Origin of the sequence: Microbacterium sp. Be9 (assembly GCF_011754135.1) — a bacterium.
In the GTDB taxonomy this organism is placed as follows: Bacteria; Actinomycetota; Actinomycetes; order Actinomycetales; family Microbacteriaceae; genus Microbacterium; species Microbacterium maritypicum_A.
In genome coordinates, this window is sequence record NZ_WNWT01000006.1 from 521,768 (window position 1) to 546,679 (window position 24,912).

Consider the following 24,912-nt stretch of genomic DNA (forward strand, 5'->3'; position numbering starts at 1 on the left):
CCCGAGGCGATGACCAGTCGGGCAACATCGTGTCAGTCGAGCAGCCGCTCGATCACTCGTGCCACACCGTCGTCGTCGTTCGAGGTGGTCGTCTCGTCGGCTGCGTCCTTCACCGGAGGTTCGGCGTCGGCCATCGCGACCCCGTGACCTGCCCAGCGGAGCATCTCGACGTCGTTGAGCGCATCGCCGAAGGCCACCACGTCGGCGCGGTCGATGCCGAGGTGGTCGCAGAGCCGGGCGAGGCCCGTCGCCTTGGTGACGCCCTCGGCCATGACCTCGACGAACGGGGCTCCGGAGAGCGTGGCCTCGAAGCCGGTGAGTCCGAGTGAGCGCACCACGTCGAACAGCGCGTCGGGCGCGAGCTCGGGGTGTCGGATCACGAACTTCAGGCTGGGAGCGGCGAGCACCTGCTCCAGAGGCACGCCGCCCATGGTCGCAGGGTCGCGTTTGTGGTCGGCGAGAGCGGCGATCGCGGCGTAGCCGTCTTGTGCCACGAACGTCTCGCCGGCGTCGCGCACGCTTGCGAACAGCGGGCCGGGGATGCTCGCGCGCAGAGCCTCGGCCAGCGTGCGGATCGTGTCAGCGGGAAGCTCTTCGGCGAACAGCATCCGCCCGTCGTCGAGGCGCACCGCGTACGCGCCGTTGCTGCACAGCGCCCAGCCGTCGAACCCGGCATCCGCCGCGATGGCCCGCAGCCCGACCGGCTGACGGGCGGTGACCGGCACGACGTGGATGCCACGGGCGCGCGCGGCGTCGAGAGCCGCGCGGGTGCGTGGGGTGACGGTCGATGTCGAATCGAGAAGGGTGCCGTCGAGATCGGTGGCGATCAGGCGCACACTCATGGGGTCGACATTCAGGAGAAGATCATCGGCATGTCGTCGTCGTCATCGGCGCCGCCGGTTCCGAGACGGCGGCTATCGAGGTCGACGACGACGGGAACGTGATCACTGGGCTGCTCGCCCTTGCGCTCGTCGCGGTGGATGGACGCGCCCTGCACGGCCTCGGCCAGCGTGCGCGAGCCGAGCACGAAGTCGATGCGCACGCCCTCGTTGCGCGGGAACTTCAGGCGCTGATAGTCCCAATAGGTGAAGCCTTCGGGTATCAGCGGGCGCACGACGTCGGTCACCCCGGCATCCTGGAACGCGAAGAACGCGTCGCGCTCCTGCGGAGAGACATGGGTGGACCGGCCGATCACGATGTCGGGATCGCCGTTGTCGACGTCGAACGGAATGATGTTGAAGTCGCCGACCAGGGCCAGCGGCAGGTCGGGGTTCGCCGACAGCTCGGCGGCCGTCGACTTCTTCAGCTGCTCCAACCAATGCAGCTTGTAGAGATAGTGCGGGTCTTCGAGGGAGCGGCCGTTGGGCACGTACAGGCTCCACACCCGAACCCCGTCGACCATCACGCCGAGCGCGCGGGCCTCGAGCGGAGCATCCGGCCCCTCATGCCCCTTCGCGAAGCCCGGCATGCCGTCGAACGACGTGCGCACATCGGTGACGGGCAGGCGGCTCGCGATTGCGACGCCGTTCCACTGATTCAGGCCGTGCACCTCGACGTGGTAGCCGGCCTCTTCGAACGGCCCGTAGGGGAACTGCTCGGGCTTGCACTTGATCTCCTGCATCGCCAGCACATCGATGTCTTCTCGGACGGCGAACTCGACGGTGCGGGTGACGCGGGTGCGGATGGAGTTGACGTTCCAGGTGGCCAAGCGCATGCCTCCAGCCTAGTTGCGAGATCCGACACACGAGCCCGCGCTGGGTCCGTCGCCCGCGACCTGTATGGCGGTCACCTGCATTACCGCCGGACGGATGCATGAGCCGCAAGGCCGGGAGTTCATGCATCCGGTCAAACCTCATGCCTCCGCGCAGTGCGTCCCAGGCTTCTACACTGGATGCCGTGACCGCACTCGACGCAGACCGCCAGACACTCCTCGACCTCATCAAGGACGAGGCGGTGTTCCACGGCGACTTCACCCTCTCCAGCGGCAAGAAGGCGACGTACTACGTCGATATGCGCAAGCTCACGCTGGACCACCGTGCCGCTCCCGCGATCGGCCGCATCATGCTCGACCTGATCGGCGACCTCGATGTCGTGGCCGTCGGCGGGCTCACGCTCGGCGCCGACCCGATCGCGAACTCGGTGCTGCACGCCTCGGTCGCTGCCGGCACTCCGCTCGACGCGTTCGTCGTGCGCAAGGAGCCGAAGGACCACGGCCGCGGCCGCCAGATCGAAGGCGCCGATGTCAAGGGCAAGCGCGTCGTCGTGCTCGAAGACACTTCGACCACCGGGCAGTCGGCGCTCAAGGCCGTCGAAGCCCTGCGCAAGGAAGGCGCCGAGATCGTCGCCGTCGCCGTGATCGTCGACCGCAAGACCGGTGCGCAGGCGGCGATCGAAGCCGAGGGCCTCGAGTGGCGCGCGGCCTTCGACCTCGACGACCTCGGACTCGACCCGCAGTGACCCGCTACGCCCTGGCCGTCGACGTCGGCGGCACCAAGATGGAGGCCGCGCTCGTCGCGGAGGACGGCGTGCTCGTCGAGGGCAGCCGGAGCCGGCAGACGACCGGTCGCGAAGCGACACTCGCGTCGCTCGACGCCTCGGTGGTCGCGATCGTCGAACATGCTCTCGCGGCTCTGCCCGCGGACGCCCTGCTCGTCGGAGCGGGAGTCGGCAGCGCCGGCCCCATCGACCGCACCGCCGGCGCGATCATGCCCGTGAACATGCCTCTGGCGCGTGGTTTCAGGCTCGAGGAGTCGGTCCGTGCGGCGGCATCCACGGTCATGGGGAGCGACGTGCCCACCGTGCTCGGTCACGACGGTGGTGCACTCGCGCTCGCCGAGTCCTGGCTCGGGGCCACGCAGGGGGCCGGTGCCTCGCTGTCGATCGTCGTCTCGACCGGAGTCGGTGGGGGCTTCGTCGCGAACGGTGCGTACATCCCCGGAGCCACCGGCAACGCCGGCCACCTCGGTCAGGTCCGTCGCGAAGGCGGTCTGACGCTCGAAGAGATCGCCTCAGGGCCGGCGAGTGCGGCCTGGGCGCAGCGGCAGGGATGGACAGGCGCCACGGGTGAAGACCTCGCACGGGATGCGGCTGCCGGTGACCTCGTCGCGCGGGCGGCGATCGAACGTTCGGCGCGCGAGGTGGGAGAGGCTCTCGCGGATGCCGCCACCCTCGTCGACCTCGACGTGGTCGCCATCGGCGGCGGATTCTCGCGGGTGTCGGCGGACTACATCGACCTCGTGCAGCAGGCTCTGACCGGCAGCGCGGCGCATGAGTACTCGCGTCGCACCCGGGTCGTGCGCTCGGGGCTCGGTGACGAGGGGCCGCTCATCGGCGCCGCCGCCCTCGTGCTGCGGTAGGGAGGTCCGTCCGCACGCGCTGATCAGCCGCGCGCCGCGAGCAGATGTCGTGGTGGTCCTTCGAGGCGGGCGACGGAGATCTTGAGGTCGGTGACGTCGGCGGCCACAGCGTCGATGCGGGCACTGAGCTTCTCATCGACGGCGTCGATGCGAGCCGTCAGCTTCTCGTCGACGGCATCGATGCGTGCGCTGAGCTTCTCGTCGACGGCGTCGATGCGGTCGGTCAGCTTCTGCTCCACCGTGTCGAAGCGGTCGTCGACCCGGCGGACCATCCAGGCGCCGGCGGCGAAGAGGCTGGTGCCGAGGGTGAGCACGATGCCGATGGCGCTGAGGACGATCGTGAGGGTCTCGGTGGTCACGGTCTCATCCTCTTCCCGTGGTGAGCAGGTGTCGTGGGGGTCCTTCGAGGCGGGCGACGGAGATCTTGAGGTCGGTGACGTCGGCGGCCACAGCGTCGATGCGGGTGCTGAGCTTCTCGTCGACCGCGTCGATCCTGTCGTCGACCCGGCGGACCATCCAGGTGCCGGCGGCGAAGAGGCCCGTGGTGATCGTCAGCGCGACGCCGATCGCGCTGAGGACGATCGTGAGGACCTCGGTGGACACGCGCGCTCTCCTTTACTGCCGATGGGTGTGCTGCGGATAGGTATGTCAGCGAGGTTACGCCGCAGTCGCCCCTGTGTGCGCCGGTATTCCAGCATCTGTGAAGAGGCTGCCGGCGCCGCGAGATGTGGAGAGGAGGTCAGTCCGCAGCAGGTGTCGGCCGGGGCGATCGTGCGGCGACCAGCACGAGCATCGGGACGAGCGCGCACAGGGCGGCGGACACGAGGAACGTCGTGCTCGATGCCGGGTCTCGACCGATCAGGAGGATCAGGGCGGGCACGAAGGTGCCGCCCACGGCTCCGCACGCGACGAGGGCGCCGGTCACCGCGGCGCTGCGAGCGGGGTCGAGGTGGTCGAGCGCGAGGCCCAGGATGAGCCCGTAGCTCGGGGCGAGGAGCACGACCACGGCGGCCAATGCAACGAGTGCCCCCGCGGGTGCGGACGCCACCAGCAGTCCTGCGACCGCCATCAGGATCGCGGCGGCGCCCGTGGCGGTGATGAGGATCGCGATCGGTGACACGGAGAGACGGCGCAGGGCCGCCGCGCCGAAGCGACCGACGGCCATCAGCGTCCAGAACGCCGAGGTCCCCAGCGCGGCGAGGCCTGGGTCGACCCCGAGGATCCGCTCGGGGATCACGGCCGACCAGCCGGAGAGCACGGTCTCGACGCCGACGTAGAGGGGGAGGGCGACGGCGAACGGCAGGAGCACGAGCAGCCCGCGGACGTCGCGGCGCGCGGGAGCCGCGGTGCGGGCATCCGGCGACACCGACCCCGTGAGCATCGCGATCGTGAGCAGCGGAACGATCGCCAGGATGCCGAGCGTCGCACGCACACCCGAGCCGGCGGCGACGATCAGCGGGGTGACGGCGGCGCAGACGGCCACCGTGCCGAGCAGTGCGCTGAGCAGACCCGTCGCGCTGCCGACCGACAGGGACTTCGCGGCGACCGACCCGGAGGCCTCGACCAACCCGAACCCGAACCCGGCGACGACAGCCGCGGTGATGAACACGGCGGGCGTGCCGGCCAGGGCCACGGTGACGATCGCGGCGGCCTGGAGGGCGCTGCCGAGCATCAGCACGGTGCGCGGAGGCCGGCGCATCAGGAGCGGACTCGACGCCAGCACCCCGACCAGGAGCCCGGCGAACAGCGCGGGCACGGCGGCGCTGAGGTCGGCCGTGATCGTCCGCTCGGTGGAGGGGAGGATGGCGGGAACGAACGCGGCCGTGACCCCGAGACCCGCGAAGGCGGTGAACAGTCCCGTCCGCGCGCGTACGATCCCGTCGGTCACGCCCCCGCCGTCCGCACGCGGTGCACGGCGGCGAATGTGTCGCGCAGCGCCTCCATCGAGCGGTCGTAGTTCGACTGGGCGACGCCGATGAAGATGCAGTCGACCACCATGAGCTGGGCGATCCGGCTGCCGAGCGCGCCGGAGCGGAAGCCGGTCTCACGGGCGGCCGTCGTCAGCACGATGTCGGCCTGATCGGCCAGCGGTGCGCCGGCGTGGTTCGTGATCGCGATGGTGGTCGCTCCGGCCTGCCGGGCGAGCAGCAGGAACTCGATCGTGTCGGTGGTGGCACCGGTGTGCGACACCGCGATCGCGACATTGCCGGGGCCGAGCGTCGCCGCCGAGGTCCACGCCGCGTGCGGGTCCGACCACTCCAGCGCCGTGCGTCCGATACGGGTGAGCTTGCGCTGCAGGTCGAGTCCGACGATGGAGCTCGCGCCCACACCGAAGATGTCGACCCTGGTCGACGAGGTGATGGCGTCGACCGAGGCCCGCAGCGAATCGGTGTCGAGCACCTTGGCGGTGTCGGCGAGGGAGAGCGTCTCGGCGAGCGACACCTTCGCGACGATGTCGGTCAGGGTGTCGTTGCGGTCGATGTCGCCGGAGACGGCGGGGAGCGCGGCCGTGTCGAAGGTCTCGCGCTCGACGTCGCGCAGCACGTGGTTGCGCAGCTCGCGCACGTGCTCGTATCCGAGGCGTTTGCAGAACCGCACGACCGAGGTGGTCGAAGTGTCGCAGCGCTGGGCGAGCTCGGCGACGGAGAGGCCGGCGGTGCCCGCGGGGTCGGCGAGGAACAGATCGGCGATGCGCTGTTCACTCGGACGCAGTTCGGGGCGGATCGCGCGCATGCGGACGAGGACGGGGTGTGCGCCGGCATCGTCGCGGGCGGCTTCATGAGGCATGGGGTCTCCGATCACTGTTCATAACAGTAGAGGAACTTCTGTTACATCTGTAGTGACCTTCGTGTACTTTTGGTACCAACCACGACCGACGACGTTCACGGGGCGGCAGGCAACAGCGCCTGACCCGACGCCACGGCGGCGCGTCACATTCAGGAGGATCCAGCAATGAGCACAGCACGCTGGGCGTCACTCGGCGCTCTCACGGCGACGGGCCTCGCCTTCGCCCTCGTCATCACCGGGTGTTCCGCACCCGCATCCGACCCGAAGCCCTCCGAGGGTGCGGCGGGCGGCGACCTCGTCATCGGCGTCACCAGCGACCCGGACACCCTGTTCCCCTGGAAGGCCACCCAGTTCCAGGCCGTCAATGTGCTGCAGAACCTGTACGGCACGCTGACCGAGTTCGACGAGGACCTCAACGTGGTCCCCGGCCTCGCCGAGTCGTGGGACGTCTCCGAAGACGGCCTCACCCTGACCTTCCACCTGCGCGAGGGCGTCACGTTCGCCGACGGGAGCACCTTCGGTTCGGAAGACGTCAAGTACTCGCTCGACGCGATCGCGGCTGAGGCGACGGCCGCCGTCGCGCGCAGCTCCCTCGCCTCGGTCACCGCGGTCGAGGCCACCGACGAGAAGACCGTCACCCTCACCCTCAGCGCTCCCGACGCCGCGCTCCCCGCGAACCTCGCCGTGATCAACATGGCGATGCTGTCCTCGGACGACACCGAAGAGGGGCTGAACACCACGCCGAACGGCACCGGTCCCTTCATCCTCGACGACCGCAAGGCGAGCCAGTCGATCACGCTCGCCAAGAACGAGGACTACTGGGGAGACACCGCGCTGCTCGACACCGTCGAGTTCCGTGTGATCCCCGACGAGTCGTCGATCGTCTCGGCGATGCAGTCCGGCAACGTGCAGCTGGCCGTGTTCGACGACCCGCTGGTCGCGCAGACCGCCGAGGGTGCCAATGTGGAGGTCGCCACGACCCCGCAGCTGAGCTACCACGCGCTGCAGCTGAACGCCACGCGCGGCGACCTCACCGACGTCAACGTGCGCCTCGCGATCCAGTGCGCGATCGACCGTCAGGAGGTGCTCGACACCGCTGCGCTCGGCGAGGGCGAGGTCACCGGCCCGATCACTTCGCCCGCGTACAAGTCCGACCCGGATGCCCGTCCGTGCCCCGAGCGCGACCTCGACAAGGCCGCCGAGTACCTGAAGAAGGCGGGCAAGGAAGACGGCGTCACCATCAAGACGATCGTCTCGCAGGGGGAGTACGCCACCTCGGTCAACGAGGCGCAGAACCTCAAGGCCCAGCTGGCGGACGCGAACATCACGCTCGACCTCGAGGTGCTCGAGTCGGGCGCGTTCGTCGACCGCTGGATCGCGGCCGACTTCGACGCGGCGGTCGCGCTCAACGGCGGTCGCCCCGACCCCGACGGCATGTACGGCCGGTACTTCACGAGCACCGGAAACCTGAACAAGGTCGCCGGCTACTCCTCGCCCGAGCTCGACGCACTGTTCGCCGAGGGCCGCCAGACAGCCGACCCGGACAAGCGGAAGGACATCTACGCGCAGGTCTCGGAGAACCTCGAGGACAACGCCGCGTGGATCTGGCTGTTCACGAGCTACACCTACACGGCGACCGCGTCGACCGTCGACGGCTTCGTCCCGATGGTGAACGGCTCGCTGCAGTACCTGCGGACCACCTCCATCAAGTAGCGGATCGAGGGGGCGCGGCCACCCCGCGCCCCCTCCCTCCCCGACGACAGGCACCCACACACGCGCATGTTCAGACAGCTCCTCCGCAACAGCGTGCTGCGACGCATCCTCGCAGCCCTCGGCACGCTCCTCGGCGTCGCCATCTTCGTCTTCCTGATGCTGCGCGCCATCCCCGGCGACCAGATCAGCTCCGGCCTCGGCACCGAGGCGGCCGCTCTCACGCCCTCGCAGCGCGCCGCCCTCGAGTCCTACTACGGCCTCGACCAGCCGCTCGTCGTGCAGTTCTTCTCGTGGCTGGGCAACATCTTCACCGGCAACCTCGGCTTCTCGTCCCGGGCGCAGACGAGCGTCCTCGACCTCACCGCCGCCGCCCTCCCCGTGACGTTCGAGCTGGCGATCTTCTCGATCGTGATCGCGCTGGCCATCGGCATCCCGCTCGGCATGCTCTCCGCCTCGAAGCCCGACTCGTTCCGCGACGGCGTCGGACAGGTCGTCGGCCTCGCCGGTCTCTCCATCCCCGCGTTCCTGCTCGGCACGGCACTCCTGGCGATCCTCGCCTCGTCGTTCGGCTTCAACCCGAACGGCCAGGCCTACGCCACGCTGTTCGAGGATCCGCTGCTGAACCTCCAGCAGATGCTGCTGCCCTCGATCGTGCTCGGCTTCGGCATCGCCGCACCGATCATGCGCACCACCCGCACGGCCGTGCTCGAGATCCGCTCCAACGACTTCATCCGCACCGCCAGGGCGAAGGGCGTCCCTCCGCGTCGCCTGCAGGTGCGCCACGTGCTCGGCAACGCTCTCGTGCCCATCGTCACGATGACCGGCCTGCAGTTCGGCTACCTCCTCGGCGGTGCCGTCGTGGTCGAGCAGATCTTCTCGCTCCCCGGCATCGGACGCCAGGTGCTGCTCGGCATCCAGCAGAAGGAGTACGCGCTCGTGCAGAGCACCGTGCTCGTGATCGCGCTCGCCTTCGTCATCGTCAACCTGCTCACCGACCTGCTGTACCGGGTCATCGATCCTCGGGTGCGTGCCGCATGACCGACATCTCTCAGACCCCGGCCCTCGCCCCCGGCGGCGGGCGCACCATGGAGCGCGTGCGTCTCCTGCTGCGCAGCCGCAGCGGACTCACCGGCCTCATCATCGTGGTCCTGCTCGCCGTGCTCAGCCTCGTCTCGGCGTTCGGCCTGCTGCCCTTCGACCCGCTCGCGCAGGACCCGCCGTCCCGCCTGCAGCCGCCGTCGGCCGTGCACTGGTTCGGCACCGATCAGTTCGGGCGCGACGTGTTTTCCCGCGTCGCCGCCGGCGTCGCCAACTCGGCGTTGATCTCGGTCGTCGCCGTGGCCTTTGCGACCGTGGTCGGCACCGTCTGCGGACTCATCGCCGGGTTCTACCGCGGCTTCTCCGACGGGGCGATCACCGCGGTCACGAACGTGCTGTTCGCCTTCCCACCGCTGCTGCTCGCGCTCTCGCTGGCTTCGGTGTTCGAGCGCAACTGGTTCACCATCGCCGTGGCCATCGCGATCGTCTACGTGCCGATCTTCATCCGCGTCACCCGCGGGCCCGTGCTGTCGCTGCGCGAGGTCGAGTACGTCAAGGCCGCCAAGAGCACCGGCCAGAGCCGCATGGCGACCATGTTCCGCCACGTGCTGCCGAACATCACGTCGATCATCATCGTGCAGGTCACGCTCTCGCTCTCGTGGGCTGTGCTCACCGAGGCCTCGCTGAGCTTCCTCGGACTCGGCACGCCGCCGCCCGCACCCTCGCTCGGTTCGATGATCTTCGAGGCGCGCACGCTCGTCACGATCGCCCCGTGGACCATGATCGCGCCCGGCGTGATCGTGGTGCTGCTCGTCGTCGGACTGAACCTGCTCGGCGACGGGCTGCGCGACAGCCTCGATCCCCGGAACAGAGGAAAGCGATGACCATGGAGGATCTCGGCGGACTGGCCACGGAGGCCAGCGATCCCCGCTATGCGGAGCTCGACCTCATGAGCGTCGCCGAACTCGCGCAGACCATGAACGAGGCGGATGCCACGGTGCCCGCCGCGGTGCAGCGCGCCCTCCCGCAGATCGTGCCCGCGATCGAGGCGACGGCCGATCGCATGGCGCAGGGCGGACGCCTGGTCTACGTCGGCGCGGGCACCCCCGGCCGCATCGGCGTGCTCGACGCCTCGGAGTGCCCGCCCACCTTCAGCACTCCGCCCGAGCTGGTGTTCGCGATCATGGCCGGAGGGCCGGGCGCGATCGTGAACCCCGTCGAGGGAGCAGAGGACGACGCGGAAGCGGGCGCAGCGGCCATCGATGCCGCGGGCATCGGTCCGCTCGACACCGTGATCGGGATCGCCTCGAGCGGACGCACGCCCTACGTGATCGCCGCCGTCCGTCGGGCGCGCGAACGCGGTGCCCTCAGCATCGGTCTCTCCTGCAACGTCGGGACCGCCCTGAGCGCGGCGGCGGAGCACGGGATCGAGGTCGAGGTCGGCCCCGAGGTGCTCTCCGGCTCCACGCGGCTCAAGTCGGGTACGGCCCAGAAGCTCGTGCTCAACATGTTCTCGACCATCTCGATGGTGCGGAACGGCAAGGCCTACGGCAACCTGATGGTGGACGTGAAGGCCACCAACCACAAGCTCCGCGAGCGGGCGATCCGAATGGTGCAGACCATCGCGGATGTCGATCGGGGCGCGGCGAAGGCGGCACTGGAGGCGACCTCATACGACGTGAAGCTCGCGTCGATCATGATCCGCCGCGGCGAGGACCTCGCTGCGGCCACCGCACGACTGGACGCGGCCGACGGTCGGCTGCGCACTGCACTGGAGGAGAACTGATGCGCGTCCTCGGACTGATCTCCGGCACCTCGCACGACGGGATCGATGCCGCCGTCGTCGACTTCACGACCAGTGGCGGCTTCACTGCCCACGGCGTGGATCTGCACGGCACGGTGCTCGCGGCGACGAGCGTGCCCTACGCCCCCGAGCTGCGGGCGCGCCTGATCGCTGCGCTGCCACCGGCGCAGACCACGCTCGCCGAGGTGGCGGAGCTCGACACCCTCATCGGGCAGGCGTTCGCCGCGGTCGCGGCCGACATCGCGGCAGAGGTCGGTGGTGTCGATGCCGTGTGCTCGCACGGGCAGACCGTCTACCACTGGGTCGACGGCGCGCACGCGCTGGGCACCCTGCAGATCGGGCAGCCGGCCTGGATCGCCGAGAAGGTCGGCGCCCCCGTGGTCTCCGACATCCGCATCCGCGACATCACGGTCGGCGGCCACGGCGCCCCGCTGGTGTCGTTCCTCGACGAGCTGCTGCTGCGTTCGCGCGCCGGGGTCTCTGCAGCCCTCAACCTGGGCGGCATCTCGAACATGACCGTGGTGCGGCAGGACGGCCTGGTCGCGTACGACATCGGCCCCGCGAACGCACTGGTCGACGCGGTCATCGTCGAGCACGACCTCAACCCGCTCGGCTACGACGACGACGCCGCGATCGCCCGCACCGGTCAGGTCGACGAGGCGCTGCTGGCTGCTCTGCTCGACGACCCGTACTACGCTCTCACCCCGCCCAAGAGCACGGGCAAGGAGCACTTCCACCTCGGCTACGTGCACGAGCACCTCGCCGCGCAGAACCGGGAGATCCCGGTCGCCGATGTGGTGCGCACCCTCACCGAGCTCACGGTCCGCACGGTCGCGCGGGACGTGGAGGCCGCCGGCATCGGGTTCCTCGCCGTGTCGGGCGGCGGATGCCGCAACCCGCTGATCCTCGACGGACTGCGCGCCGCGCTGCCGGACACCGAGGTCGTGCTGGCCGACGAGCTGGGCGCCGCGGCCGACAGCAAGGAGGCGATCCTCCTCGCTCTCATCGGCTGGTCCACGATGCACGGCGTCCCCGCGATCGTCCCCGGCGGCACCGGAGCGCGTGAGCCGCGCATCCTCGGCACCATCACGCCCGGTGTCGGACCGCTGCAGATGCCCGAACCCGTCGCCTCCATCGACTCCCTCGTGCTCACGGAGGCCGCGGCATCGTGAGCCTCCAGGTGCGCCCCGCCACCCCGGACGACCTGTCCGGGGTGCTCGAGGTGTTCCTCGCGTGCTGGCGGGAGAGCTACCGGGGTGTTCTCCCCGACGCGGGGATCGACGCGATGACGGATGAGCGTGCCGAGGCCCTGTGGCGCCGGGTGCTCGCCGAACCGGTCGGCGTCGTGCTCGTGGCCGTCCGCGACGGCGGGATCGTCGGGATCACCCGGTACGCCGCGACCACTGCCGACGACGGGCGGATCGACGGGGCCGTGCACTCCCTGTACGTCTCGCCACGCGCCCATGGCGGTGGGATCGGCGGTGCGCTACTGGCGCAGGCGACCGCAGACCTGCGGGACGCCGGCGCCGAGGCCGCAACGCTGTGGGTGTTCGCGGCGAACGCGCCGTCGATCGGCTTCTACGAGGCGAAGGGCTGGCACCCCGACGGCGCCACCCGCACGCAGCCGGAGTTCGGTGAGCCCGAACAGCGCATGCGCAAGGAGTGGGCATGAGCGGAGTCCTGAGATGAGCGGAGTCCTGAGATGAGCGGAGTCCTGAGATGAGTGCCGTGAAGCGCATCCGCGTGCTCCGCGTCCCGTCGCCCCTGGTGCGTCCGTTCGTCACGGCGGTGCGGCAGACGGAGCACCTCGACGTCGTGCTCGTCGAGGTGAGCGACGTCGACGGTCGTCGAGGATACGGCGAAGCCGCCGTGAGCTGGCGCGTGACGGGGGAGAGTCCGCCGAGCGTTGCCGCCGTGGTGGCAGGGCCCCTCGCCGAGGTCGTGCTCGGACGGAACGCCGGTGACCCCGGGATCGCCGCCGACATCGCCCGTGCGGTGTGGGGCAATGCCGCGGCCCGCAGCGCGGTCGAGTGCGCCGTCGCCGACCTCGCCGCCCAGCAGCGCGGACTCCCGCTTGCGCAGAGCCTCGCGAGCGCACCGGCGCCCGCGCGCATCGGCACCGACATGACCCTGTCCGCGGGCGAGCCGTCCGCGCTGGCAGCCGTTTCCGAGGAGCACGTCGCCGCGGGCTTCGGATGCCTCAAGATCAAGGCGTCCGCTGCGCACGACACGATCGCCGGGCTCCGGGCCGTGCGTGCCGCGGTCGGGCCTGGCATCACGCTGCGCGTCGACGCCAACCAGGCCTGGGATGTCGAGACCGCGATCCGGGTGATCCGGTCCGCCGAAGACGAGGGGCTCGGGCTCGAACTCGTCGAGCAGCCGGTCGCGGCGCACGACCTCGACGCGCTCGCCGCGGTCACGGCCGCCGTCGGCACGCCGATCATGGCCGACGAGTCGGTGCGCACGGCGCGGGATGTCCGGGTCGTCGCCGACCGTGGTGCCGCAGACCTCGTGAACATCAAGCTCGCCAAGACCGGCGGCCTGGCCGAGGCCTTCGTTGCGGCAGAAGTCGCCCGCACAGCGGGTCTGGGCGTGGTGATCGGCTGCATGATGGAATCGCACGTCGGCGTGACGGCCGCCGCCCACCTGGCCGCCGCTGTCGCCCCCGACGTGGTGCACGACCTGGATGCCGCGTTGTGGCTGCGGAGCTCGCCCGTGGTGGGTGGCGTGGCGCTGTCCGGAGACATGCTGGAACCCGGATCGGGCACCGGACTGGGCATCACCACCCTCGCATCCGATACCCGGCCCGACACCCTCGTCGACCTCGTCGACCGCTCGGAGGTGCGCGCATGACCGCCGCCGTTGCCGTCACCGCTGTTCTGGCGACGGATGCCGCGCCGCGGGGCGCCGTCGCCGGTGTCGTGACCGATGCGGGCCGTGACGTCGCCGCGGGTGGTCTGGCGGACCTCGCCGGAACCCCGATGACCACCGAGACCGCCTTCGACATCGCCTCGGTGTCGAAGGTCGCCGCGACGACGACCGCGATCCTGCGACTGGTCAGCCGCGGTGACCTCGGCTTCGACGACCCGGTCGACCGTTTCGTGCCCGGCGCCGCCTGCGCCCCGGGCACGACCGTGCGCCATCTGCTCCAGCACCGTGCAGGACTCTGGGAGTGGCAGCCGCTCTACCTCGACCGCGAGCACGCCGGTGATGCCGCTGCGGCCGCCGACGCCCTCCCGCTGCGCTACGGCCTCGACGAAGGTCGTCATTACTCCGACCTCGGGTTCATGCTCCTCGGCCGCATCGTCGCGGCGGTCACCGGACTGCCCCTGGATGCCGCGGTGCGCGAACTGGTGACCGCGCCCCTCGGCCTCGATCACACCGGGTACGGACCCGTCGACCGCCCCGTCGCCTCGTCCGCCGTGGGCGACGCCGCCGAGCGTCGCATGGTCGCGACCGGAGAGCCGTATCCGATCCTCACCGTCGACAAGGACTTCGCCTGGCGTGACGGCGAGATCGCCGGCGTCGCGAACGACGGCAACTGCTTCCATGCGTTCGGGGGCGTCTCCGGTCACGCCGGGCTGTTCAGCACCGTCGATGACCTGCTGACCCTGGGGGCGGCGCTCGCCGCTCCGGAGCGGCATCCGGAGCTGTGGGGGCCGGATGCGGTCGCCGAACTGTTCCGGGACGGACCGGATGCCGCGCAGGCGCTGGGCTGGCGCAGCGAGACGATCGCCGTCTCCGGGCGGCCGACCCGCATGGTCTGGCACCCGGGATTCACAGGCTGCGCCCTCGGGCTCGTTCCGGGAACGGGAGCAGCCGCCGTGCTGCTGACCAACCGCCTGTTCGCGGTCACACCCGCACCGACCGATCTGCTGTGGCGCGCCGCGCTTCCCGCACTCCTCGACGACCACGAACCTCTCCGCGAAAACGAAGGAACGAGAACACCATGAGCACCACCGAGCCCGTGCTGAGCATCAGCGGCCTCGCCGTCGCCTTCCGGACCGGTTCCGAGCTGGTCACCGCGATCAGCGACGTGAACATCGACATCGCCGCCGGTGAGACGGTCGCGATCGTGGGCGAGTCGGGGTCGGGCAAGTCGACCACCGCGGCTGCGGTCAACCGTCTGCTCCCCGAGAACGGGGTGATCACGGCCGGCAGCATCCGCTTCGACGGGCGCGAGCTGACCGACCTGCCCGAGAACGCGATGATCTCCCTGCGCGGCGCCGGGATCGGCCTCGTGCCGCAGGACCCGATGTCGAACCTCAATCCGCTCATGCGCGTGGGCGAGCAGATCGGCGAGGCGCTCGAGGTGCACGGCCACACACACGGCGATGCCACGAAGGCGCGGGTCGTCGAGCTGCTCGAGATGGTGGGGATCGCGGATGCCGCGCAGCGCGCCCACCAGTACCCGCACGAGTTCTCCGGCGGCATGCGCCAGCGCGTGCTGATCGCGATGGGTCTGGCCTGCAAGCCGCGCCTGCTGATCGCGGACGAGCCCACCTCCGCCCTCGATGTGACCGTGCAGCGACGCATCCTGGACCAGCTCGACACGCTCACCGACGAGCTCGGCACCGCGGTGTTCCTGATCACGCACGACCTGGCCCTCGCCGCCGAGCGCGCCGACCGCATCGTCGTGATGTTCCGCGGCCGCGTCGTCGAGGAGGGCACCTCGGCGCAGGTGCTCGGCGCCCCGCAGCACGAGTACACCCGGCAGCTGCTCGCCGCGGCCCCGAGCCTCGCCTCGCGCCGGGATGCGCTGCCGCAGCGCGAGGCCGCCACGGGCACGCCCTTCGTCGAGATCCGGAACCTCCGCAAGGAGTTCGCCCTCCGCGCGCCCAAGGCCGGGGAGCCGCAGACCTTCACGGCCGTCGACGGCGTCAGCTTCGAGATCCGCCGCGGCACCACGGTGTCGATCGTGGGAGAGTCGGGCTCCGGCAAGTCCACCACCGCGAACATGGTGCTCGGGCTCGAAGACGCCACGTCCGGCTCGATCCTGTTCGACGGGCTCGACCTCACCACGCTCCGCCGCAAGGAGCTGTTCGCCCTGCGTCGTCGTGTGCAACCGGTGTTCCAGAATCCCTATGCCTCGCTCGACCCGCGCTACTCGATCGAGCAGTCGATCGCCGAGCCGTTGCGCGTGCACCGCATCGGCACCACGGCCTCGCGTCACGCGCGCGTGCTCGAGCTGTTGGAGCAGGTCGCGCTGCCGGCCGCCATGGCCGAGCGCCTGCCGCACGAGCTCTCGGGCGGACAGCGTCAGCGTGTGGCGATCGCCCGGGCCCTGGCGCTCGAACCCGAGCTCGTGGTGCTCGACGAGGCGGTGTCGGCGCTCGACGTGCTGGTGCAGGCGCAGATCCTCGACCTGCTCGCCGACCTGCAGAAGCGCCTGGGCCTGAGCTACCTCTTCATCAGCCATGACCTTGCTGTGGTGCGGATGATCTCCGACGAGGTGCACGTCATGCAGCGCGGTGTCGTGGTCGAGAGCGGCACGCCCGAGCGCATCTTCGACGCTCCGCAGCACCCGTACACGCGCGAGCTGCTGGCCGCGATCCCCGGGGCTTCGCTGGCGTCCTGACAGAGGTTCTCCGGCGGCCGCAGACTCAGCGTCTGCGGTCGTCGTCGTCCCAGGGGCCTTCCCACCAGCCGGCGCGCCCGTCGTCCGAGCCGCCGCGTCCTCGGCGCGAGCGCACGAACTGCACGATGAACACCGTCAGCGAGCTGAGCAGGATGAGGAAGACGACGAGGAACAGCAGGTCGTTCTGATTCATGGGCGTTTCCCCTCCGCGGCATCCGCCACGATCTTCGCGATGCGGGCGGACCGGGTCTCCGGCCGTTTGGCCATCGCGATGTGCGTGAGGCCGAACTTCTTGACCGACTTCGGGAACGCGTCCCAGTTCTCGCGTGCGGCGGGGACGGCATCGAGCGCGGCGGAGAGCTCCTCGGGTTCGATCCCGGCCTCCGGTCCGTCGAGAACCGTCCAGGAGCCGTTCGCCTTCGCCACCTCGAGCACACGGATACCGGCGGGAGCCAGCAGCCCCTCGGCCTCGAGCTCCGCGATGCGCGCCTTGTTCGTGGCCGCCCAGCCGCTGCCGGGACGACGAGGAGAGAACCACTGACCGTTGGCGCGGTCGCCCGTGCCGTCGTCGAACACGCGCACCGGGCCGTCGATCCATCCGAAGCAGAGTGCCTGCCGCACGGCGTCCTCGTAGCCGACGCCGTCGGACGATCCGCGCACGCTGAGCAGCCAGACGCCCGCCGTGCGCTCATGGTTCTCCGCGAGCCAGGCACGCCAGGCCGCGGCATCCGCCGCCCTGAGCCGTTCGCCGTCGTCGAGCGCGCCCATGGGCTACTTCTTGGTCTTCACCGTCGTGATCGTCTCGGTGATCCGCGGCAGCAGGTCGGCCACGGACTGCACGATCTCGTCGGGGCGGAACGGGTACTTCTCGATCTCGGCCTGATCGCTGATGCCGGTGAGTACCAGCACCGTGTGCAGGCCCGCCTCGATGCCGGCGACCACGTCGGTGTCCATGCGGTCGCCGATCATGCCGGTGCGCTTCGAGTGCGCGCCGATCTTGTTCAACGCCGAACGGAACATCATCGGGTTCGGCTTGCCGACGACGTACGGCTCCTTGCCGGTGGCCTTGGTGATGAGGGCGGCGATCGCTCCGGTGGCGGGGAGCGGTCCGTCGGTGCTCGGGCCTGTGGCATCGGGGTTCGTGACGATGAAGCGCGCGCCGCCGATGATGAGGCGGATGGCCTTGGTGATCGCCTCGAACGAGTAGTTGCGCGTCTCGCCGACGACCACGAAATCGGGGTTCGTCTCGGTCATGATGAAGCCGGCGTCGTGCAGGGCGGTGAGGATACCGGCCTCGCCGATCACGAACGCCGAGCCGCCGGGGAGCTGCTGCTTCAGGAAGTCGGCGGTCGCGAGCGCCGAGGTCCAGATGCGCTCCTCCGGCACGTGCAGCCCGCTGATGCGCAGGCGTGCCGACAGGTCGCGCGCGGTGAAGATCGAGTTGTTCGTGAGCACCAGATACGGGATGCCCGCGCTCTCCCATCCGGCGAGCAGTTCGGAGGCTCCGGGGATGGCGTCGTTCTCATGGACGAGCACGCCGTCCATGTCGGTCAGCCAGCATTCGATGTCGTCACGTTGTGCCATGAGCACAGCCTAGAGGCCGGAGGTGACGCGCACCTGACCGTGTTGCGGCGGTGGCTAGGCGCTCAGCCAGACCACCTGGGCCGCGCCATCGGGCAACGCCGCTTCCGTGCCGTCGATCTCGGCCCCGGATGCCGTGACCGTCACGGTCGACGCGACCGCCAGTCCGAGTGCTTCGAGGGCTCGGAGCAGCTCGGGGTCGCGGTCGTCGACCCGCAGCACCTGTCCCGTGTGCCCGACCGGCGCGTCGGCGAGCAGCACGAACGGTACGCGCTCGATGCGACCGTCGGCGTCGGGGATCGCGTCGCCGTGCGGATCGAAGCGGGGGCGTCCCAGGCGCGCGTCGATGCCTTCGAGCAGTCGGTCGCTGATGGTGTGCTCGAGCACCTCGGCCTCGTCGTGCACCTCGTCCCAGCCGTAGTCGAACTCCTGCACCAGCCAGGTCTCGATCAGGCGGTGTCGGCGCACCATCGCGAGGGCGCGCGCCGTGCCCGTGTCCGTCAGCCGCACCGCGCCGTAGGGCACGTGCGAGACGAGGCCGGCGGCGGCGAGCTTCTTCACCATCTCGGTGACGGACGACGGCGCGATGCCGAGCTTCGCGGCGAGCACCGAGGGAGTGATCGGTGCGTCCTGCCACTCGGTGTGCGCGTAGACGGTCTTCAGATAATCGTCAGCTGCCGGGGATGCCACCGGTCCAGCCTACGTGGTGCTGTCGCGCGCCCACGCGGTGAGTCCGTGGATGAGTGCCCGCACCCCGATCTCGAACGTGCGGCGGGCGGGGTCCGTGCTGAGCTGCGCCCTGGCGGCCTCGGCCTCGGCGAACGTCGGGAAATCCGGCGCGAGTGCACCCGGGGCCATGTTGTCTGCGGGCGCGAGGGCATCCAGGGCGGAGCCGATGATGAACGACTCCAGCGCCACGATGGCGTCCACGATGGTGACGGTCGGCCAGCCGTCGTCCGCGAGCAGGCGTGCGATCTGCTCGTAGTCGGCGAACGAGCCCTCGTCGGCATCGATCGGTGAGGTCGCCAGCATCACCATGGCCTCGGGGGCGGCGATCGCGGCGTCGCGGTAGCTGTGGGCCCAGGTGAGCAGTGCCTCCTCGACGGACATCTCGTGCCGCACGGGGGAGATGAGCGCGCGGCTGACCTGCCCGCGCATGGCCCGGATCACGGCGTCGCGGTTCGCGAAGTGGTGGTAGAGCGCCGAGGTGCGAACGCCCAGGGATTCCGCGAGCGCGGTCATCGTGAACTGGCGCGGTGTGCGCTGCGCGCTGAGGGCGAACGCGGCCTTCAGGATGCGCTCCTCGGTGAGCACCCGGGTCGACGGTCGGCCGACGCTGCGCGGAGATTTCGTCATCGTGCTCGATTCTGCTCGGGCGTCTGGTATTTTATTGAAACTCTTTCAATACCGAAGGATCCAATACCGACGAAGGTACAGCCATGACCGGTTTCGACGCCGACACCATTGTCACCGGCGCGCACGTGGTGACGATGGACCCGCGCCGCCCGCATGCCACCGCGTTCGCGGTGCGTGACGGTCGCTTCCTCGCCGTGGGTGACGATGCCCTGGTCCGCGAGCTGCGCGGGCCCCGCACCGTCGTGCGCGACCTCGGCGGCGCGACCGTGACCCCCGGCCTCATCGACGCGCACCTGCATCCGATCCAGGGGATCGAGCTGACGGCCGGGATCGACCTGGGCGGTCTCACCACCGGCGCGGCGCTGCTGACCGCGCTGCGCGCCGAGGCCGATCGTGCGCTCGCCGAAGATGCCGACCCGTGGGTGCGCGGCTGGAACCTCGACTACGACGTGTTCCACGAGCTGCCCATGACGGCGGAGGCGATCCAGGATGCGGTGCGCGGACTCCCCGCACTGTTGATCGTGTTCGACGGCCACACCGCCCTCGCCAGTCGTGCCGGGCTCGAGCGTGCGGGCATCACCCGCGCACGCGAGTTCGAGGACTCGTCCTGCGTCGTCGTCGATGCCGATGGCCGCCCGACCGGGGAACTGCGCGAGCTCGGCGCCTATGAGCCCGTGCGACTGAGCGCCCCGGCACTGACCCGCGATCAGACCCTCGCGGTCGGCCATGATCTGCTGCGCGGCCTGCGCGACTCCGGCCTCACCGGCGGCACGATCATGGATGGCGGCTTCGCCACGCTCGCACTGCTCGACGCCCTGGAGCAGGGGCCGGGGCTGCCGATCCGCATCGTCTCGGCCATCGACCACGAGCCCGGCTTCGACGAGGATCGGACCGCCGCGAACCTCGCGATGCGCGACCGCCGTGGTGACCGGTGGCGCGGGGGCGTGGTCAAGCTCTACGCCGACGGCGTGGTCGAGACCGGCACCGCCTGGCTGCACGAACCCGACAGCGCGGGCGCGGGCCTGGAGCCGTTCTGGAAGGACGCGGCCGCCTATGCCCGCACCGTGCGCAGATACGCCGAGGCCGGATTCCAGGTGGCGACGCACGCGATCGGCGACCGGGCCGTCGGGGAAGTCGTCGACGCCTATCTCGCGGCCGGGGTGCGCAGCGCCGCAGGAGCTCCGCACCGCATCGAGCACCTCGAGACCACGACCGACCGCGACGTGGCCCGTATCGCCGCAGCCGGGATCACCGCCTCGATGCAGCCCCTGCACATGCAGTGGCGCAAGGCCGACGGCTCGGATGACTGGTCGAGCAGGCTCGGGCCCGTGCGTGCGGCTCGCGCCTGGCGTGTGCGCGACTACTGGGAGGCCGGGGCGCCCCTCGCCCTCGGGTCGGACTGGCCCATCGCGCAGAACGATGCCCGCATCGGCCTCGCGTGGTCGATGCTGCGCCGCCGCCCGGGCGACCCCGACGCCCCGGTCTTCGAGCCCGACCAGGTGCTCACCCCGTACCAGGCGCTGCACGGATACACCGTCGGCGCCGCCCGGGCCCAGGGAGATGCCGACCTCGGCTGCATCGCCCCCGGGTTCCGGGCCGACTACGCCGTGTGGGCGGAGAACCCGCTGCACGTCTCCCCGGACGACCTCCCCGACCTCCCCGTGCAGGGGACCGTCGTCGGTGGCACCGAGCCCTGACCCCGGGCTCGACCGCACCCTCCCGCACCTTCCCGCGCTCTCCCTTCGGATTCGTACCCCCCTTCACACTGAGGTGACTCCAATGCCTGAATTCGGCGCTCTCGCGCTCCTCCCGATCGTGGTGATCCTGATCGTCGCGGTCGCCACCAGACGCACCCTCTTCGCCCTGTTCTGCGGCACCGTCGCCGGGGCACTGATCCTCGGCGGCTGGGGCGGCTTCGACGTCTGGGTCGAATACACCGGAAAAGCCCTCTCCAACGAGACGGCGCAGTGGCTGCTGCTGATCGTCGCGCTGTTCGGCATCCTGATGATGCTGTTCGAGAAGTCCGGCATCGTGACGGACTTCGCGAACTGGGCTGAGCGGTTCGTCACCTCCCGCCGCAAGTCGATGGTGCTGACGTTCCTGTTGTCGGTCGTGCTGTTCGTCGACGACTACCTGAACGTGCTCACCACGGGCACGTCGATGAAGCAGGTCACCGACCGCTACCGGGTGCCGCGCACGCAGCTCGGCGCGATCATGAAGATGACGGCCGTGCCGATCGCCGTCCTGATCCCGGTCTCGACGTGGGCGCTGTTCTTCTCCGGACTGTTCGAGGCGCAGGGGGTCACGGTCGGAGGCACCGGGTTCGGTGCCTACCTGCAGGCGATCCCCTTCATCTTCTTCGGCTGGGCGGCTCTCGCCGTCGCGCTTCTCATGAGCATCGGCTGGCTACCGAAGCTCGGCGCGATCAAGCGTGACGCGATCCGGGCGGAGCGGGACGGCGACGTCTTCCCGCTCGGCACCACCGACGACGAGCGACGGGCCGAAGGCGCGGCGCTCCTGGCCGAGCTGAAGGTCGACGACCCCGACGGCTCGACCGCGCAGCGTGTCGCGACGGCGCTCGCGACCTCGACCGAGACCGACCGCAAGCCGCAGCCGTGGGGTTTCCTGATCGCCATGGCCGTGCTCGTCGGAGTGACGATCGCGACGAACGCCAACGTCGTCGCCGGCACCGCCGCGTCTCTCGCCGTGACGATCGTGATCGTGCTCGTGCAGCGCCGACTCCGCATCCGTGGGGTGCTGGATGCCGCGCTCGAGGGCATCGAGAGCATGCTGTTCGTGATGATCCTGACGGTCCTCGCGTTCATGGTGCAGGAGATGAACATCACCCTGCAGCTGGCCGAGTTCGTGATCCAGGTCACCGAGCCCGTGCTCACCCCGGCGCTGCTGCCGGCGATCGTGTTCGCGGTGTGCGGCATCTATGCGTACGCGACCGGGTCGTTCTGGGATCTCGCCGCGGTGATCACCCCGGTCGTGCTCCCGCTGGCGCTCGCGCTCGGTGCCGATCCGATCCTCGCGGGCGCCGCGGTGTTCTCCGGGGCGGCGTTGGGCAGCACCACCTGCCTCTACGGCGACGGCATCATCCTCGCGTCGCGATCGATCGGCATCAAGCCGATCAACCTCATGCTCGCGATCCTGCCCTATGCGGGCATCGCCGCGGGGCTGTCGTTCGTGCTCTACCTGGTGACGGGCTTCGTCACGGCGTAGACGGGGCGGCTCGGTTCGCGATGGCGACGAGTCAGTTCGCGACGGCGACGAGGATGCCGAACGCGGCCTGACCGGCGAAGAACAGGATGAGGAATCCGAGGAGGGCGGCGGCCAGCGAGAGCCGGCCGTCGAACCCTTCGATCTCGGTCATCCCGATCTTGCGTGCTCGGAACGCCAGGACGAGGGTGGCGACGCCGAGTGCGAGCTGGACCCACGGGCTGGCGAGGCCGATGACGTTCGGGAACGCGATCAGCACGCCGCCGATCACGCCCGTCGCGAAGCCGATCCAGGTGAGGATGCGGACGTTGCGACGGGCGTTCTCGGCAGACATGCTTCGAGCCTATCCGGGCTCACGCTCCCGTCAGCACCAGCCAGAGCAGGGCGCCGTTGAGCGCGATCAGCAGCACGGAGGCGACGACCCCCGCAGCCGTCGTCCATCGCCGGTTGACCCAGGTCCCGAGCGTGCGCCGCTGCGCGGTGAGCACGACCAGGGGGATCAGCGCGAACGGGATGCCGAACGAGAGCACCACTTGGCTCAGGACCAGGGCGAGCGTGGGGTCGAAGCCGATGCCCAGGATCACGAGCGCGGGGATCAGCGTCACGAGTCGACGAGCAAGCAGAGGGATGCGCACGTGCAGCAGGCCGTGCATGATCTCCGCTCCTGCATAGGCGCCCACCGAGGTCGATGCCAGGCCCGAGGCGAGCAGACCCACGGCGAAGAAGGTCGCCACGACCGGCCCGAGTCCGGCGGCGAGCGCGGCATGCGCGCCCTCCAGTGAGTCGGTCCCCTCGACGCCGGCGAGATTCGCGGCGGCGAGCAGCAGGATGCAGAGGTTCACGGACCCGGCGATCACCATGGCGATCGAGACGTCCCATCGGGTGGCCGTGAGCAGGCGGCGGATGCGCGAGGTCTCGGTGCGCACGGCCTCGTCGCCGGCATGGGAGGTCGTGGCGCCGAAGCGGTCACGGGCCAGCGAGGAGTGCGCGTAGATCGCGTGCGGCATGATCGTCGCGCCGAGGATCGACGCGGCCAGCAGGACCGACCCGGTGTCTTCGAAACGGGGGACCATTCCGCCGAGCACGCCTGCCGGGTCCGGCGGGGCCACGAAGACGCCGGCGACGAATCCGATCGTGATGATCGCCATGAGGCCGATGATCACGAACTCGAACGGGCGGGCGCCGCGCCGGCTCTGCACTGTGAGCAGGATCATCGAGACGGCACCGGTGATCAGGCCGCCGAGCAGCAGCGGCACATCGAACAGCAGGTTCAGTGCCACGGCGCCGCCGATGACCTCGGCCAGGTCGGTGGCCATCGCGACGAGCTCGGCCTGCAGCCAGTACGCGCGGCGTGCCCACCGGTGCTTGAGTCGCGCCCCCAGCACCTCGGGAAGACTCTGCCCGGTGACGACGCCCAGTTTCGCGGAGAGGTACTGGATCAGCCACGCCATCACGTTGCCGGCGAGCACGACCCACACCAGCAGGTAGCCGTACTGGGCCCCCGCGGTCATGTTGCTGGCGACGTTGCCGGGGTCGAGATAGGCGACACCCGCGACGAGCGCGGGGCCGAGTAGCCACAGGCTGCGGGGGGCCCGACCCGGGGGTGCGGACGGTGTCGTCATCGAGGCGGCGGAATTTTTAGGCACACCGAAACCGTAGCGTATTTTTCGGCGTACCTAAATATCTTTCGAGTCGCGCGAATTGCCGCATATGTGGCCGGGATGGGGCCAGTTGCGCGATTCGAACGGGGATGCGACGGCGATAGCCTGGCGGGATGGATGACGCCGCCCCGCACAGCACGAGTCCCGATGCCCCCGTGGGCGCGGTGAGCACGGGTTCGATCGCTCAACCCGGCTACGGCGTCGGGCCCTGGCCCGGGGGCGAGGAGGCCTGGCCCGAAGGTGCGGAGTACGACCAGGAGCTGCTGGCTTCCGGCGACACCCGCAATGTGATCGACCGCTACCGCTACTGGCGCATGGAGGCGATCGTCGCCGACCTCGACACCCAGCGGCATCCGTTCCACGTCGCGATCGAGAACTGGCAGCACGACATGAACATCGGGTCGATCGTGCGCAGCGCCAACGCGTTCCTCGCCGACACCGTGCACATCATCGGCCGCCGCCGCTGGAACAAGCGCGGGGCGATGGTCACCGACCGCTACCAGCACGTCGTGCATCACGAAGACGTCGAGACGTTCGCCGCATGGGCCGCGGCCGAAGGGGTTCCGATCATCGCGGTCGACAACGTCGACGGCGCAGTGCCCGTCGACAAGGCCGACCTGCCACAGCGTTGCGTGCTGCTGTTCGGCCAGGAGGGCCCGGGGCTCTCCGCGGAAGCGCTCGCCGCCGCTTCCGCCCACATCGAGATCACGCAGTACGGCTCGACGCGCTCGATCAACGCCAGTGCCGCGGCGGCCGTCATCATGTACGAGTGGTGCCGGAGATACGCGGCCTGACCCTCGCCATCTCGACAGCGCC

27 protein-coding genes are annotated in these 24,912 nt (G+C 70.1%); 14 read left to right on the forward strand and 13 right to left on the reverse strand.

From position 1 onward, the window contains the following. Nucleotides 1–32 precede the first annotated feature (32 nt). Nucleotides 33–842, reverse strand: coding sequence for an HAD family hydrolase (locus GLO27_RS13315; RefSeq protein WP_167255302.1), 810 nt, complete (start codon nucleotides 840–842; stop codon nucleotides 33–35). Nucleotides 843–853: 11 nt separating this feature from the next. Continuing rightward, complete coding sequence (locus GLO27_RS13320; protein ID WP_167255304.1) at nucleotides 854–1,714, reverse strand: exodeoxyribonuclease III; 861 nt, start codon at nucleotides 1,712–1,714, stop codon at nucleotides 854–856. 140 nt (nucleotides 1,715–1,854) lie between these two features. Between GLO27_RS13320 and pyrE the strand changes: the two genes are divergently transcribed. Together pyrE and GLO27_RS13330 are read left to right on the forward strand one after the other, a co-directional pair. After that, a complete protein-coding gene (gene pyrE, locus GLO27_RS13325) occupies nucleotides 1,855–2,457 on the forward strand; it encodes an orotate phosphoribosyltransferase (protein ID WP_046398842.1) in 603 nt (200 codons plus the stop codon). Further along, on the forward strand, nucleotides 2,454–3,356 hold the full coding sequence (locus tag GLO27_RS13330; protein ID WP_167255306.1) for an ROK family protein: 903 nt from the start codon (nucleotides 2,454–2,456) through the stop codon (nucleotides 3,354–3,356). The genes pyrE and GLO27_RS13330 overlap by 4 nt, the downstream gene beginning before the upstream one ends. A 23-nt stretch (nucleotides 3,357–3,379) precedes the next feature. On the opposite strand, the gene GLO27_RS13335 is transcribed toward GLO27_RS13330, so the two are convergent. The 4 genes from GLO27_RS13335 to GLO27_RS13350 form a co-directional block, all read right to left on the reverse strand. Beyond that, nucleotides 3,380–3,715, reverse strand: a complete 336-nt coding sequence (locus GLO27_RS13335) for a hypothetical protein (protein ID WP_021198218.1) — start codon at nucleotides 3,713–3,715, stop codon at nucleotides 3,380–3,382. 4 nt (nucleotides 3,716–3,719) lie between these two features. Then, complete coding sequence (locus GLO27_RS13340) at nucleotides 3,720–3,959, reverse strand: hypothetical protein (protein ID WP_167255308.1); 240 nt, start codon at nucleotides 3,957–3,959, stop codon at nucleotides 3,720–3,722. Between the two features lie 136 nt (nucleotides 3,960–4,095). Further along, complete coding sequence (locus GLO27_RS13345) at nucleotides 4,096–5,244, reverse strand: MFS transporter (RefSeq protein ID WP_167255310.1); 1,149 nt, start codon at nucleotides 5,242–5,244, stop codon at nucleotides 4,096–4,098. Next, complete coding sequence (locus GLO27_RS13350) at nucleotides 5,241–6,143, reverse strand: MurR/RpiR family transcriptional regulator (protein ID WP_029266345.1); 903 nt, start codon at nucleotides 6,141–6,143, stop codon at nucleotides 5,241–5,243. Before GLO27_RS13350 ends, GLO27_RS13345 begins: the two co-directional genes overlap by 4 nt. A gap of 165 nt (nucleotides 6,144–6,308) precedes the next feature. Here GLO27_RS13350 and GLO27_RS13355 point away from each other — a divergent pair, with 165 nt between their 5' ends. The 9 genes from GLO27_RS13355 to GLO27_RS13395 all read left to right on the forward strand — a co-directional run bounded on the left by GLO27_RS13355 (nucleotide 6,309) and on the right by GLO27_RS13395 (nucleotide 16,276). Beyond that, complete coding sequence (locus tag GLO27_RS13355) at nucleotides 6,309–7,856, forward strand: ABC transporter substrate-binding protein (RefSeq protein ID WP_021198222.1); 1,548 nt, start codon at nucleotides 6,309–6,311, stop codon at nucleotides 7,854–7,856. A 66-nt stretch (nucleotides 7,857–7,922) separates the two neighbouring features. Beyond that, nucleotides 7,923–8,894 carry an ABC transporter permease gene (locus GLO27_RS13360; protein WP_021198223.1) on the forward strand — a complete coding sequence of 324 codons (972 nt, stop codon included), beginning with the start codon at nucleotides 7,923–7,925 and terminating at the stop codon, nucleotides 8,892–8,894. Continuing rightward, a complete protein-coding gene (locus GLO27_RS13365) occupies nucleotides 8,891–9,778 on the forward strand; it encodes an ABC transporter permease (RefSeq protein WP_021198224.1) in 888 nt (295 codons plus the stop codon). Before GLO27_RS13360 ends, GLO27_RS13365 begins: the two co-directional genes overlap by 4 nt. After that, nucleotides 9,775–10,680 (forward strand): N-acetylmuramic acid 6-phosphate etherase, encoded by a 906-nt coding sequence (gene murQ, locus GLO27_RS13370; protein ID WP_021198225.1) that lies wholly within the window; start codon nucleotides 9,775–9,777, stop codon nucleotides 10,678–10,680. Before GLO27_RS13365 ends, murQ begins: the two co-directional genes overlap by 4 nt. Beyond that, a complete protein-coding gene (locus GLO27_RS13375; protein ID WP_029259438.1) occupies nucleotides 10,680–11,870 on the forward strand; it encodes an anhydro-N-acetylmuramic acid kinase in 1,191 nt (396 codons plus the stop codon). The genes murQ and GLO27_RS13375 overlap by 1 nt, the downstream gene beginning before the upstream one ends. After that, a complete protein-coding gene (locus tag GLO27_RS13380) occupies nucleotides 11,867–12,370 on the forward strand; it encodes a GNAT family N-acetyltransferase (RefSeq protein ID WP_021198227.1) in 504 nt (167 codons plus the stop codon). Before GLO27_RS13375 ends, GLO27_RS13380 begins: the two co-directional genes overlap by 4 nt. A 47-nt stretch (nucleotides 12,371–12,417) precedes the next feature. Then, nucleotides 12,418–13,551, forward strand: coding sequence for a dipeptide epimerase (locus GLO27_RS13385; protein ID WP_167255313.1), 1,134 nt, complete (start codon nucleotides 12,418–12,420; stop codon nucleotides 13,549–13,551). Continuing rightward, nucleotides 13,548–14,651, forward strand: coding sequence for a serine hydrolase domain-containing protein (locus GLO27_RS13390; protein WP_167255315.1), 1,104 nt, complete (start codon nucleotides 13,548–13,550; stop codon nucleotides 14,649–14,651). The genes GLO27_RS13385 and GLO27_RS13390 overlap by 4 nt, the downstream gene beginning before the upstream one ends. Next, a complete protein-coding gene (locus GLO27_RS13395; RefSeq protein ID WP_167255317.1) occupies nucleotides 14,648–16,276 on the forward strand; it encodes an ABC transporter ATP-binding protein in 1,629 nt (542 codons plus the stop codon). The genes GLO27_RS13390 and GLO27_RS13395 overlap by 4 nt, the downstream gene beginning before the upstream one ends. Nucleotides 16,277–16,301: 25 nt before the next feature. Here the strand turns inward: GLO27_RS13395 and GLO27_RS13400 are convergent, their stop codons facing one another. From GLO27_RS13400 to GLO27_RS13420, 5 genes are read right to left on the reverse strand one after another with little or no spacing between them, the layout of a single operon-like run. Next, nucleotides 16,302–16,469, reverse strand: coding sequence for a hypothetical protein (locus GLO27_RS13400; RefSeq protein ID WP_021198231.1), 168 nt, complete (start codon nucleotides 16,467–16,469; stop codon nucleotides 16,302–16,304). Further along, entirely contained in the window at nucleotides 16,466–17,044 is a 579-nt protein-coding gene (locus GLO27_RS13405; RefSeq protein ID WP_029266332.1) for a YdeI/OmpD-associated family protein, read from the reverse strand. Before GLO27_RS13405 ends, GLO27_RS13400 begins: the two co-directional genes overlap by 4 nt. Nucleotides 17,045–17,047: 3 nt before the next feature. Further along, nucleotides 17,048–17,860, reverse strand: coding sequence for an HAD-IIA family hydrolase (locus GLO27_RS13410; RefSeq protein ID WP_021198233.1), 813 nt, complete (start codon nucleotides 17,858–17,860; stop codon nucleotides 17,048–17,050). A 54-nt stretch (nucleotides 17,861–17,914) separates the two neighbouring features. After that, nucleotides 17,915–18,547, reverse strand: a complete 633-nt coding sequence (locus GLO27_RS13415) for a metal-dependent transcriptional regulator (RefSeq protein WP_029259444.1) — start codon at nucleotides 18,545–18,547, stop codon at nucleotides 17,915–17,917. Between the two features lie 9 nt (nucleotides 18,548–18,556). Further along, nucleotides 18,557–19,213 (reverse strand): TetR/AcrR family transcriptional regulator, encoded by a 657-nt coding sequence (locus tag GLO27_RS13420; RefSeq protein WP_021198235.1) that lies wholly within the window; start codon nucleotides 19,211–19,213, stop codon nucleotides 18,557–18,559. Nucleotides 19,214–19,296: 83 nt separating this feature from the next. Between GLO27_RS13420 and GLO27_RS13425 the strand changes: the two genes are divergently transcribed. Both GLO27_RS13425 and GLO27_RS13430 read left to right on the forward strand, forming a co-directional pair. Further along, nucleotides 19,297–20,910: an amidohydrolase gene (locus GLO27_RS13425; protein WP_167255318.1), complete on the forward strand. Its 1,614-nt coding sequence runs from the start codon at nucleotides 19,297–19,299 to the stop codon at nucleotides 20,908–20,910. Nucleotides 20,911–20,992: 82 nt separating this feature from the next. Next, nucleotides 20,993–22,438 (forward strand): Na+/H+ antiporter NhaC family protein, encoded by a 1,446-nt coding sequence (locus tag GLO27_RS13430; protein WP_167255320.1) that lies wholly within the window; start codon nucleotides 20,993–20,995, stop codon nucleotides 22,436–22,438. 31 nt (nucleotides 22,439–22,469) lie between these two features. On the opposite strand, the gene GLO27_RS13435 is transcribed toward GLO27_RS13430, so the two are convergent. Both GLO27_RS13435 and GLO27_RS13440 read right to left on the reverse strand, forming a co-directional pair. Then, entirely contained in the window at nucleotides 22,470–22,769 is a 300-nt protein-coding gene (locus GLO27_RS13435; protein ID WP_021198238.1) for a hypothetical protein, read from the reverse strand. 19 nt (nucleotides 22,770–22,788) lie between these two features. Beyond that, nucleotides 22,789–24,057, reverse strand: a complete 1,269-nt coding sequence (locus GLO27_RS13440; RefSeq protein WP_167256177.1) for an Nramp family divalent metal transporter — start codon at nucleotides 24,055–24,057, stop codon at nucleotides 22,789–22,791. A 152-nt stretch (nucleotides 24,058–24,209) separates the two neighbouring features. Between GLO27_RS13440 and GLO27_RS13445 the strand changes: the two genes are divergently transcribed. After that, nucleotides 24,210–24,890: a TrmH family RNA methyltransferase gene (locus GLO27_RS13445; RefSeq protein WP_208323792.1), complete on the forward strand. Its 681-nt coding sequence runs from the start codon at nucleotides 24,210–24,212 to the stop codon at nucleotides 24,888–24,890. Nucleotides 24,891–24,912 lie beyond the last annotated feature (22 nt).